General features: G+C 64.9%; 11 protein-coding genes. 7 read left to right on the top strand and 4 right to left on the bottom strand.

What is annotated here, in order from left to right; translation table 11 throughout:
• The 7 genes from AC1DJT_RS28710 to AC1DJT_RS28680 form a co-directional block, all read left to right on the top strand.
• A partial coding sequence (locus AC1DJT_RS28710; RefSeq protein WP_476835371.1) for a metal-dependent hydrolase family protein occupies window positions 1–1089 on the top strand: 1089 nt, incomplete at its 5' end.
• Between the two features lie 42 nt (window positions 1090–1131).
• Window positions 1132–2349: an ABC transporter substrate-binding protein gene (locus tag AC1DJT_RS28705; RefSeq protein ID WP_476769571.1), complete on the top strand. Its 1218-nt coding sequence runs from the start codon at window positions 1132–1134 to the stop codon at window positions 2347–2349.
• 53 nt (window positions 2350–2402) lie between these two features.
• Window positions 2403–3281: a branched-chain amino acid ABC transporter permease gene (locus tag AC1DJT_RS28700; protein WP_476835370.1), complete on the top strand. Its 879-nt coding sequence runs from the start codon at window positions 2403–2405 to the stop codon at window positions 3279–3281.
• A gap of 1 nt (window position 3282) precedes the next feature.
• Window positions 3283–4167 (top strand): branched-chain amino acid ABC transporter permease, encoded by an 885-nt coding sequence (locus AC1DJT_RS28695; RefSeq protein WP_476835369.1) that lies wholly within the window; start codon window positions 3283–3285, stop codon window positions 4165–4167.
• Window positions 4164–4925, top strand: a complete 762-nt coding sequence (locus AC1DJT_RS28690) for an ABC transporter ATP-binding protein (protein WP_476835368.1) — start codon at window positions 4164–4166, stop codon at window positions 4923–4925. The genes AC1DJT_RS28695 and AC1DJT_RS28690 overlap by 4 nt, the downstream gene beginning before the upstream one ends.
• The gene (locus tag AC1DJT_RS28685) at window positions 4922–5623 is read left to right on the top strand and encodes an ABC transporter ATP-binding protein (protein WP_476769575.1); all 702 of its coding nucleotides are present in this window, start codon (window positions 4922–4924) and stop codon (window positions 5621–5623) included. The genes AC1DJT_RS28690 and AC1DJT_RS28685 overlap by 4 nt, the downstream gene beginning before the upstream one ends.
• 6 nt (window positions 5624–5629) lie before the next feature.
• Window positions 5630–6658 (top strand): alpha/beta fold hydrolase, encoded by a 1029-nt coding sequence (locus AC1DJT_RS28680; RefSeq protein WP_476769576.1) that lies wholly within the window; start codon window positions 5630–5632, stop codon window positions 6656–6658.
• 538 nt (window positions 6659–7196) lie between these two features.
• On the opposite strand, the gene AC1DJT_RS28675 is transcribed toward AC1DJT_RS28680, so the two are convergent.
• The 4 genes from AC1DJT_RS28675 to AC1DJT_RS28660 are packed head-to-tail and all read right to left on the bottom strand — an operon-like array spanning window position 7197 to window position 10754.
• Window positions 7197–7889, bottom strand: coding sequence for a GntR family transcriptional regulator (locus AC1DJT_RS28675; protein ID WP_476769577.1), 693 nt, complete (start codon window positions 7887–7889; stop codon window positions 7197–7199).
• Window positions 7890–7923: 34 nt separating this feature from the next.
• Window positions 7924–8754 carry an ABC transporter permease gene (locus AC1DJT_RS28670; RefSeq protein ID WP_476769578.1) on the bottom strand — a complete coding sequence of 277 codons (831 nt, stop codon included), beginning with the start codon at window positions 8752–8754 and terminating at the stop codon, window positions 7924–7926.
• Between the two features lie 8 nt (window positions 8755–8762).
• Window positions 8763–9632 carry an ABC transporter ATP-binding protein gene (locus tag AC1DJT_RS28665; protein WP_476835367.1) on the bottom strand — a complete coding sequence of 290 codons (870 nt, stop codon included), beginning with the start codon at window positions 9630–9632 and terminating at the stop codon, window positions 8763–8765.
• A gap of 27 nt (window positions 9633–9659) precedes the next feature.
• Window positions 9660–10754, bottom strand: coding sequence for an ABC transporter substrate-binding protein (locus tag AC1DJT_RS28660; protein ID WP_476769580.1), 1095 nt, complete (start codon window positions 10752–10754; stop codon window positions 9660–9662).
• Window positions 10755–10822 lie beyond the last annotated feature (68 nt).

Below are 10822 nucleotides of genomic sequence, written 5' to 3'. Positions count from 1 at the left end.
GACCTGGGCGGTCGCGTGCTGATGCCGGGCATGATCGACTGCCACGCCCACGTCACCGCCGTGCAGCTAAATCTCGCCCCGACGCGTCAGCTCCCGGTCTCGCTGGTCACGGCCGGAGCCTCGCGCATCATGCGCGACATGCTCATGCGTGGCTTCACGACCGTGCGTGATGCGGGCGGGGCCGATCGTGGGCTCAAGCTCGCCGTCGAGCAGGGCCTGTTCGTCGGCCCCCGGCTCTTCATCTGCGGCCGGGCGATCAGCCAGACGGGTGGTCATGGTGACTTCCGTCCCCAGATCGATCAGCCGGACCCCGGCTCGCTCGACCATCTCTTCAACGGCATCGGCCGCATCGCCGATGGCGTGCCGGAGGTCAGACGCGCCGCGCGCGACGAGATCAGGCTCGGCGCGGACCACATCAAGATTATGGCCTCGGGCGGCGTCGCCTCGATGGCGGACCCGATCGACTTCCTGCAATATTCGGAAGAGGAGTTGGAGGCCTTTGTCGACGAGGCGCGTCGTGCCCGCACCTATGTGATGGCGCACACCTACACGGCCGATGCGATCKCGCGCTGCGTCCGGGCCGGCGTGCGCAGCATCGAGCACGCCAATCTGATCGACGAGGAGACGGCCGCGCTGATGGCCGAGCGCGGCGCCTTCATGGTGCCGACGTTGGTGACCTATGAGGCGCTAGCGCGGGAAGGTCGCGCGCTCGGCTTCTCCGAGGTCGGGTTGGAGAAACTCGCGAAGGTGCTCGATGTCGGCACGCGGTCGCTGGAGATCGCGAAGGCGGCCGGCGTGAAGATGGCCTATGGTACCGACCTGCTCGGCGATCTGCATCGCTACCAGTCGGATGAATTCCGGATCCGCGGCGCCGTACTGAGCGCCGCCGAGGTGATCCGTAGTGCCACCGAGACGGGCGCCGAACTCATCGGAATGGCCGGCCAGCTCGGCGTCGTCGCGCCCGGAGCCTACGCCGACCTACTCGTCGTCGATGGCAACCCGCTGGACGATCTCGGCCTGCTGCAGGGCCAGGGAGAGCATCTGCGCGCCATCGTCCAGGGCGGCCGCTTCGTCAAGAACGAGCTTTAGCCGACACGTCTCGCATCGCGATAAACAGGGGAGATCATGGATATGACTTCGATCAACAGACGGCGAATGGGCCTCGCGGCGATCGGCTTCGGCACGCTGCTGCTGGCCGGAATTACCTCGGCCTTCAGCCAGGAGGCATACCGTCTCGGCGCGCTCAATCCGGTCACGGGCGCCGGCAACACATATGGCTCTGGGATGCAGAAGAGCATCATCGCCGCGGCGGCCGAGGTCAACGCGGCGGGCGGAGCCGCCGGGCGCAAGCTCGAGGTCTTCGCCGAGGATGACCAGACCTCGCCAGAGCCCGCGGTGCTCGCGGCCAAGAAGCTGATCGAGGTCAACAAGGTCAATGCGATCCTCGGCACTTGGTCGTCCAGCGTCTCGCTCGCAATCCAGCCGCTGACGAAGTCGTCGAACACGATCTTCATGCACACCTCGTCGGCGCCGCAGCTGTTCTCGCAGAACGAGCGCCTGCTGGGCTGGGGCTATCAGTCGGGCAGCAAGTACAACGGCCAGGCCATGGCCGCTGCGGTCGCCAAGGAAGGCTTCAAGAAGCCGGCTATCATGGCGTTCAACAACGATGCCGCCACCGGCAATGTCGGCTTCTTCCGGACGTTCTGGGAGGCTTCCGGCGGCAAAGTGCTCGCGTCGGTGGTCTATGAGCCGCGCCGCACCAGCTATCGTTCGGAGCTGCAGAAGGCACTCGCCTCCAATCCCGACGTCGTGGTGCTCTCGGGCTATCTGCCGGACACCAGCATCATCCTTCGCGAGGCCTATGAGCTCGGCGCGACCGCGAAGTTCCTGATCCCGGGCTGGGCCGCCGGCCCACAGCTGATCTCGGCGCTCGGTCCGGAGGTGTCGGAGGGCGTGCTCGTCTACGAGTCTGTTCCCGACATCGAGGGCGCTGCCTTCAAGCGTTACAGCGAGGAGTACAAGAAGGCGCTGGGCTCCACCGGCGAGGACAACGTCTTCGCGGCGCAGTCGTACGACATGGTGATCACACTCGCTCTGGCGATCGAGAAAGCCGGCGCCGCCGCCGACAACCTCGCCATCGCCAAGGCGATCCGCGAGGTCGCCAATCCGAACGGCCAGAAGGTGAGCAGCTTCGCCGAGGGCCAGAAGGCGCTGAAGGCCGGCCAGAAGATCAACTACGAAGGCGCGTCGGGCCGCCTCGACTTCGACGAGGAAGGCAACGCGGTCGCCGATTTCGCGGTGTTCTCGATCGACAAGGGCAAGTACGCCAAGCGCTACGTCCTGAAGTGAGACACGCCGGGTCGGGGCGTCCAGTACGCCCGGCCCGGATTTTGGAAAGCTCGATGTCCAACCTCGCCGATTACCTCAACCTCGTCGTGTCCGGCGCCGTGCAGGGCATGATTATCGCGCTTGCCGCGCTGGCTATCTCCCTGTCCTTCGCGGTGGCGCGCTTTCCGAACGCCGCAACCGGCGACATCATGACGCTCGGCGCCTATACGGCGGTGATCGTGCAGGCTGCGGCGGCCGGCTCGTTGCTCGTCGGCAGTATCGCCGCGATGCTCGTGACGGTAGCTCTGAGCGTGGCTTCCTACTCGCTGGTGTTCCGGAAGCTCGCGGACCGGCCTCTGGTCACCTCGCTCATCGCTTCCATCGGCATTGCCTTCTTCCTGCGCAGCACGCTGACCCTGTTCCTCGGCTTCGATCAGTACGTCTTCAGGGTGCCGATCATGCGCGGCATCAACCTCTCAGGCGTGCGCATCCTGCCTATCGATATTTGGCTGGCTAGTGTTTCCGCGACCGTCCTGGTCGGGGTCTTTGCGCTGCTCTTCCTGACGCCGCTGGGCCGGCGCATGCGCGCCGTCGCCGCCGACAGCAACCTCGCGCGCGCAAGCGGCATCCGATCCGGCCAGGTGATGATCACGCTCTGGGCGATCGTTGGGCTGCTCAGCGCCATCGCCGGTATCATGGTCGGCATCAAGACGGTGGTGACGCCGGAATTGGGCTGGGACCTGCTGCTGCCGGCCTTCGCTGCGGCGATCCTCGGCGGCATCGGCAGCCCGGTCGGCGCCGTCCTCGCCGCGATCGGCCTCGGCATTGTGCAAGAGCTGTCGACGCCACTCGTCGGCTTCACCTACAAGATCGCACTCTCCTTTGTGGCGCTGATCGCAGTCCTCATCATTAGGCCGCAGGGCCTGTTCGGCCAGGCGGAGCGGGTGCGCTGAGATGATGTCCTATCTGATCGCCATCGGCATCATGACCAGCATCTACGGACTTCTGACGCTCGGGCTGAACCTGCATTACGGCTATACGGGCATGATCAATTTCGGTCATGTMGCCTTCTTCGCGGTCGGCGCCTATACCTCGGCGCTATTTGCTGTCGCCGGCTATCCGATCACGCTCGGTGTCGTAGCCGGCACCGTCGCCGCAGCCGTCATGGCCTATCCGCTTGGCATCCTCTGCCTCAGGTTGAGAGCGGACTATCTCGCCATCGTCACGCTGAGCTTCTCGGAGATTGTCCGCCTCGTCATCATCAGCGAGGAATGGCTGACCAACGGCACACGCGGGCTGGCGGGGATTCCGCGGCCCTTCGCCGGCMTCGGCTACGGCAAGGCCGACCTCGCCTATCTCGCGCTGGTCATAGGAGGTCTCCTCGTTGCTGTGCTGGCGATCCGCAAGCTCACCGGCAGCCCATTCGGCCGGCTTATCCGCGCCGTCCGCGACGACGAGGATGCGGTGCGCTCAGTCGGCAAGGACCCGGCCAGCATGAAGGTCAAGGTGCTGATGCTGGGCGGCGGCCTCGCCGGCCTCGCCGGCGCCTTCTACGCCCATTACGTCACCTATATCTCGCCGGACCAGTTCCTGCCGATCATCACCTTCTATGTCTGGATCGCGATGATCATGGGCGGTGCCGGCACGCTTTCGGGCGCGATCGCCGGCTCGGCCATTCTGCTGGTCTTCCTCGAGGGTTCGCGCTTCCTGCGCGACGTCGTGYCGATTGTCACTGAGGTGCAGATGGCGAGCCTGCGCCTCGCCGTGATCGGCCTCGCGCTGATCCTGTTCATGCTCTACCGCCCCCAGGGGCTCATTGCCGATCGCAGCCGCACATGACGCTCACCCTCAAAAACGTCAGAAAGCGGCTGGGCGGGCTCGACGTCGTMAATGCGATGTCGTTCTCCGTGCGGCTAGACAGCCTCAACKGCATCATCGGCCCTAATGGCGCGGGCAAGAGCACGCTTTTCGCAGTGATCAGCGGCTTCCAGGAGGCTAATGCCGGGGAGATCACCTTCGCCGGAACCGCGCTCGGCGGGTTCAGCGCCGAGAAGCGCGCCCAGTTAGGTCTGGCGCGAACCTTCCAGGTCCCCCGACCCTTCTCGCACCTCACCGTCAGGGAAAACCTCGCCGTCGGCGCCCAGGACCAAGTCGGCGAAGGTGTCTTCGCGCCCTTCTTCCGCGGCGCTGCGGTGCGCGAGCAGGAACGCTCGATCTTCGAACGCGTCGACGGCGTAATCGAATTCCTGAAGCTAGGCGCCGTGGCGTCGCAGCCTGCGGGCCGGCTTTCAGGCGGCCAGCGCAAGCTGCTCGAACTCGGGCGCGCGCTGATGATGGAGCCGAAGTTCATCCTGCTCGACGAGCCTTTCGCGGGCGTCAACCCGGTGCTGATCGACGAGATCTCCGAGCGCATCGCCGAGGCGAATGCCCGCGGCGTCGGCTTCCTTATCGTCGAGCACAACCTGTCCTCGCTGGCGCGGCTCGTGCAACGCATGCTGGTCATGGATCGCGGCCGGCTGCTAGCCGACGGCAAGCCGGACGAAGTCCTCGAGGACAAGATGGTCCAGGAAGCCTATATGGGCGGAGTCGTGGCATGAGGCTTTTGACCGTCGAGGACGTATCGGCCGGCTATGGCGAGGTCGACATCATCAAGCAGATGAACCTGACGGTGGATGCCGGGGAAATCGTCACGATCGCGGGAACCAACGGCGCCGGCAAGTCGACGCTGGTCAAGGCGATCATGGGGCTGGCGCCGCGCTGCAACGGCGTGATCCGCTTCGGCGAGCATGATCTCCTCGCCATGAAGGCCGAGGACAGGATCAAATGCGGCATCAGCTACGTTCCGCAGGTGGCCAACGTCTTTGGGCCGCTGACGGTCACCGAGAACCTGCAGGTCGTCGAGCATGTAAAGGACCGTGGCGTACGAATCCGCGAGATGTTCGATCTGTTCCCTGCGCTCGCAGAGCGTCGGCGCGCCCAGGCCGGCTCGCTCTCTGGCGGCGAGCGCCAACAGCTCGCCTTCGCCCGTGCGCTGATGCCGCGCCCGAAGATGATCCTGCTGGACGAGCCGACCGCGGCGCTCTCTCACGCGCTGGTAGAGCAGGTGCTGGGCCTGATCCGTGGGCTACCGGAGCTCGGGATCGCGGCGCTCGTCGTCGAGCAGCGAGCGCGCCAGAGCCTCGAGATCAGTGACCGAGGCTATATCCTCGACAGCGGCCGGATCGTGCTCACCGGCGCAGCCAAGGCGCTGCTCGCCGACGAACAGATGGCGCGCTATTATCTCGGCCGGGCCTGACGGTCGATGCGACATGTGCAGGCTCCTGCGGGAGCGGATTACAGGCTCGCCGCGCTCGGAGAGCTGCCGCTTCATGGCGGCGGCGTCCTTGAGAACGCGCAACTCGCATACAAGGTCTTCGGCGAGCTGGATTCTGGCCGACCGGCGATCGTCTATCCGACCTCGTTCGGAACGCATCACAGCGATCTCGAATGGCTGGTCGGCCCAGAGCAGGCGCTCGACCCGCAGCGCTATACGATCGTTATGATCAACCTGTTCGGCAGCGGCCTGTCTTCCTCGCCGAGCAATCACGCGCAAGGGCCCGCCTCCTTTCCGCATGCGACCATGCAGGACAATGTCATCGCCCAGCATCGACTGCTGACCGAGATCCTCGGCATCCGCCGGGTAGCGCTCGCCGTCGGCTTCTCGATGGGTGCGCAGGCTGCCTATCACTGGGGAGCGCTGTTTCCAGACATGGTCGAGCGCATCGCGCCGATCTGCGGATCGGCGCGGACGTCCCCGCACAATTTCGTCTTCCTCGAGGGCGTCAAGGCGGCGCTAACCGGCGATCCCGCCTGGCGAGGCGACATATTCACCGAGTGCCCGACAGTTGGCTTCCGCTCGATGGGCCGAGTCTATGCCGGTTGGGCGTTCTCACAAACCTTCTATCGCGAGGAGACCTACCGGACGCTCGGATACGCCTCCTTGGAGGATTTTCTGGTCCGCGATTGGGACGAGCGTTTCAGCCGGCGCGACGCCAACGATCTCGTCGCAATGATCCGCACCTGGCAACAGGCCGACATCAGCACGGGCCCGACTTTCAGGGGTAATCTGAACGATGCTCTAAAGGCGATCTCGGCTCGCGCACTCGTCATGCCGAGTGCCTCGGATCTTTATTTTCCGGTCGAAGACAGCCGCGCCGAAGTTGAGGCGATGCGAAGCGCGACGCTACTGCCGATCCCCACGAAATGGGGGCACAGGGTGAACGTGCCCGGGCAGAATCCGAAGGACGCGGCATTCATCGACGCCGCGCTGCGCAAGTTCCTCGGCGATTGAAGACGCCGCGTGGTCTCAAGGTGGCGCTAGACCGCGGGATGACCTGCATCCACAGACCGGTGGCGACGAGCCCCTCAGCGCGCCGAGCAGACAGAAGGCGGCATATCGGCGCCCGCGTCCGTGCCCTGCGAGAAGCGCAGGATCGTGGCTAGAGTAGGATCGGTCACAACCGGCCGCAGCGTCATCGACGTCGACGGGTTCTGAGGACATGGGAAGGGAAGCGTCGAGCGCCTCCCTTCCCAACTCGCCCCGCCCCGGGGACGCTCTCGTCAACGGGATTTCGAGCTGCGCCTTCGTTTCAAACGTTTGGCCGCCCAAGTCTCGGCAGTCGCGTTGGAAAGGAAGTTGGCTCTGATACCAACTGGCTTCGAAGTCCGAGATGGTCATCATCGGACACTCGTTGGCCAATCGCGGATGTCTGGTTTCCGGCAGTTTTTAAATGTCTGCAACTGACGCATGTTGCCCGGAAGAGCGACGGGCGTTTGTGGCGCAATTCAGCCAAAGGGTGAGAGGGCTGCGGCGTGTGGGGTGGCGGACATTATGACATCTCCGTCAGCAGCCCGTGCTGCCCGGAGGTGCGCAGGAAATGCAGCAGGTCTGACAATCCTTCGCCGAGCAGGGTCACATGCGAGCGCATCATCTGCGCCGCCTGGACGCCGTCGCCCCGCAGGATCGCCTCCATCACGCGCTCATGCTCGGGGATGGACGAGTGCATCCGTCCGGGCTGGTAAGTGATGGTGCGGCGGTAGGGTGAGATCTTGAGCGTCAGCCGCCGCAGCTCATCTTGAAGGATGCGGTTATGGCTCGCGGCGGCGATCAGCTCGTGGAAATCGAGATTGGCCGCATAGAAGGCCTCCGCATCCTCGGACCCGGCAGCTTCGGCGCAGGCCCGGTGCGCCGCCTGGAGACGCGCCCGCTGTTCCGGCTGGATACGACGGGCGGCCTGGGAGGAGGCGAACGCCTCCAGCTCGGCCACGACCCCGAACGCGTCGAGGAGGTCGGCCAGCGACATCTGCGAGACCTGTAGCCCCTGGCGCCCGCGCGACACCACGAGGCCGCTGGCGGCCAGACGCTGTAGTGCCTCGCGCACCGGCGTGCGCGACATCCCGAACTGCTCGGCGAGCTGGCGCTCGTCCAGCTTGTCGCCTGGCCGCCGAATCCCCTTGAGGATCTCTTCCTCAAGACGGGTGACCACTCCGGCCGAAAGCGATTCAGGCTCTTCCGGCGTCATCGATCCGTTCACTCGCGCCATCACGCTCAGCGCCTCACCGGCTGTCTGCCGAATAAAATCTGTTCGCGACCACCTCCGCGAGTGCCACAAGCCCATAGAGGAGCAGGCCGCAGATGCAAAGCACGACGATGGCGGCCATCGACACCTCCGTATCGGCGCGAGCCGTCGCGAAGATGATGAGATAGCCCAGGCCCGCCTGTGCTGTGATGAACTCGCCGATGATCACGCCGATGATGGCCAGCGTGATCGCGATCTTCATGCCGCTGAAGATATGGGGCAGGGCCATCGGGAACCGTACGCTGGTGAAGACCTGCCATTCCGTGGCGGTCAGCGAGCGGCACAGCCTCAGGATGCCCCGGTCCACGCTCAGGAAGCCGGCGGTCGTCGCGATGACCACGGGGAAGAAGGCGATGAACACCGAAAACGCGATGCGCGACTGCGAGCCGACCCCGAGCCAGATGATGAAGAGCGGCGCGAGCGCGATCTTCGGGATGAGCTGGAAGAAGATCAGGTTCGGATAGAGCGCCTCGCGCGCCATATCCGAATAGGTGATGAGGATGGCGAGCGCGATGCCGAGCAGGAGTGCGAGCAGGAAGCCGGCAGCGGATTCCAGCGTCGTCGGCACCGCATGCATCAGCAGGATATCGTAGCGCGCAACGATGTATTTCGCGATCGAGACCGGGGACGGCAGGATGACCGAGGGGACCTCCCAGATCGTGACGTAAAGCTGCCAGGCCGCCAGCACGACGAAGGCCAGGCCAAGCGGCAGAACGATGCTGCTCAGGCCGGCGGCGCCCTGAAATCGGCCGGCTCCGGAAGCCGGGAGGGCGGCACCGGTCTCGGTGCCGATGGTGGCCTTTGCCATGCTGGACCTCACTCGATGATGCTGACGGYGGCGGCGGTCGCCTTGCCGTGATCTGGCTTGACGGAAATCTCGCCATGGCCGTGCGCGGCCTCGATGGTCAGGCGCAATCTCCGGCAGACCTGCGCGAATTCCTGGGTTTCCTCGATCTCGAACCGACGCGGCCGCGGGAAGGGCATCTTCATGTCGAGGATGATCGTCGACGGTCGTCCGCCCATCACCACCACCCGGTCGGAGAGGAATGCGGCCTCGCGGATCGAATGGGTCACGAAGATCACTGTCTTGCGGTAAGTTTCGAGAATCTCTGACAGCGCGACATTCATCTGGTCGCGGGTGATGGCGTCGAGCGCGCTGAACGGCTCGTCCATCAGCAGGATCTCTGGATCGTGGATCAGCGCCCGGCAAATCGCGACGCGCTGGCGCATGCCGCCCGAGAGTTCGCCTGGTTTCTTGTGCTCGAAGCCGGCAAGGCCGACCATCTTGAGCAGGCTGTGTGCCCGGTCGGTGTATTTCTCGATCGGCAGGCGCAGGATGCGGATCGGGAAGAGCACGTTCTCCAGTGTGCTCTTCCACGGTAGCAGGGTCGCGTCCTGGAAGATGATGCCGATGTCGCGGCGCGGCGCCGCGACTGGCTCGCCGGCAAGCATGATGGAGCCCGCCGTCGGCCGCTCCAGCCCGGCGATCATCATCAGCAGCGTCGACTTTCCGCAGCCCGACGGGCCGAGCAGCGACACGAATTCGCCTCTCGCCACGTCGAGAGATGCGGAGGCGACGGCATGGATCGGCGACTGCCGCGTGAAATAGGTCTTCTGGACATCCGTTGCCGAAACGAGAGGTGTCTCGGCCACGGTAAGCTCCGCCTTGGGTGCCAAACTCAGCATCAGTGGTCGCCTCGTTCGCTGCGCCGGTCAGGAGCCGACATATCTACGGAACGGCGCGGCGCTCTTCTCCGCGATCGCCAGCTCTGCGGGTGAAAGCTTGATCTTGCCGACGAAGTCGTTGGTGAACAGGGTGCCGACATCCGGCTTTACGGAGCCTTCGCCCGCCGCATATTTCATCACGAGATCGGCCATCGTGGCGACCTTGGCCGGGTCGGCCCAGCCGAAACCGTTCTGCTTCACCTCGGGCACGAGATTGGTGAGGTTCGTCAGCCCGAGCCCGATGCGCGCATACTCCTTCCCGGTCGAGGAGATCGCGACCTCGCTATTGGCCTTGAGGAAGATGTCCACGGCTTCGTCGAAATTGGTCATCGTGAACTGGATGGCCTCCATTGCGCCCTGGACGAAGGCTTCGCAAAGCGCGCGGTCCTGCTGGAGGCGGGCCGGCTGGGTCGTCAGGGATTGGCCGTAGAACTCGATGCCGACCGCCGAGAAAAGCATGAAGCGGACATCCGTGCCCAGGGGAGCCAGCGACGGCACAGTGCTGGTAGCGAAGGCGGAGACCGCATCGACCTGCTTCTCGACCAGCGTGCGCTCGCGCACCTTGCCGTCGACCTGCAGGATCTGGAGCTTCTTGAGATCGATGCCGGCCTTCTCGGCATAGAGCGGTAGGAACGGATATTCGCCGGAGGTCACGCTCGCGCCCAGCTTCTTACCCTCGAGATCCTTCGGCGCGCGGATCGGCGAGCCGGACAGGACGCCGACCCCCATCAGCGCGTCATAGTTGATTTGGCCTATGCAGGTAATCGGCAGCTTCTTCGCCGCCTGCACGATCACCGTCGGCGTGGCCGCCATGCCGAAATCGAAGGTGCCGGCGCTGACCGACTGCGCCGCCGCTCCTGAGCCCGAGCCGCGCGCCACCGAGACGTCGAGGCCATGGCGCTTCCACAAGCCCTTGTCGCGCGCGACATAGGCGAAAAGGTTCGGCCCCTCCGGGATCCAGGAAGTCGTGAAGGAAACCTTCTTCAGGCCCTGCGAGACCGCAGGCATGGCGAATGAGCCCGTTGCCGCCGCTGCTGCTGCGGCACCGAAGCCCCTGAGGGCGCTGCGACGTGAAACAAGCATCCAAGTCTCCCTTCGATCCATCGCGAGCCAGCCGTTCGGCGGCGCTGGCACAAGCATCACCGTGATCC

The organism is Allobosea sp. 05T422_2 (genome assembly GCF_056396265.1).
The sequence above is the reverse complement of the archived record's forward strand: the minus strand, read 5'-3'. Positions and strand labels throughout refer to the sequence as shown.

Excerpts from the sequence above, each read along its gene's own strand:
- AC1DJT_RS28705 (WP_476769571.1), top strand. The coding sequence starts at position 1,132 with ATGACTTCGATCAACAGACGGCGAATGGGCCTCGCGGCGATCGGCTTC.
- AC1DJT_RS28700 (WP_476835370.1), top strand. The coding sequence starts at position 2,403 with ATGTCCAACCTCGCCGATTACCTCAACCTCGTCGTGTCCGGCGCCGTG.
- AC1DJT_RS28685 (WP_476769575.1), top strand. The coding sequence starts at position 4,922 with ATGAGGCTTTTGACCGTCGAGGACGTATCGGCCGGCTATGGCGAGGTC.
- AC1DJT_RS28680 (WP_476769576.1), top strand. The coding sequence starts at position 5,630 with ATGCGACATGTGCAGGCTCCTGCGGGAGCGGATTACAGGCTCGCCGCG.
- AC1DJT_RS28675 (WP_476769577.1), bottom strand. The coding sequence starts at position 7,889 with ATGACGCCGGAAGAGCCTGAATCGCTTTCGGCCGGAGTGGTCACCCGT.
- AC1DJT_RS28670 (WP_476769578.1), bottom strand. The coding sequence starts at position 8,754 with ATGGCAAAGGCCACCATCGGCACCGAGACCGGTGCCGCCCTCCCGGCT.
- AC1DJT_RS28660 (WP_476769580.1), bottom strand. The coding sequence starts at position 10,754 with ATGCTTGTTTCACGTCGCAGCGCCCTCAGGGGCTTCGGTGCCGCAGCA.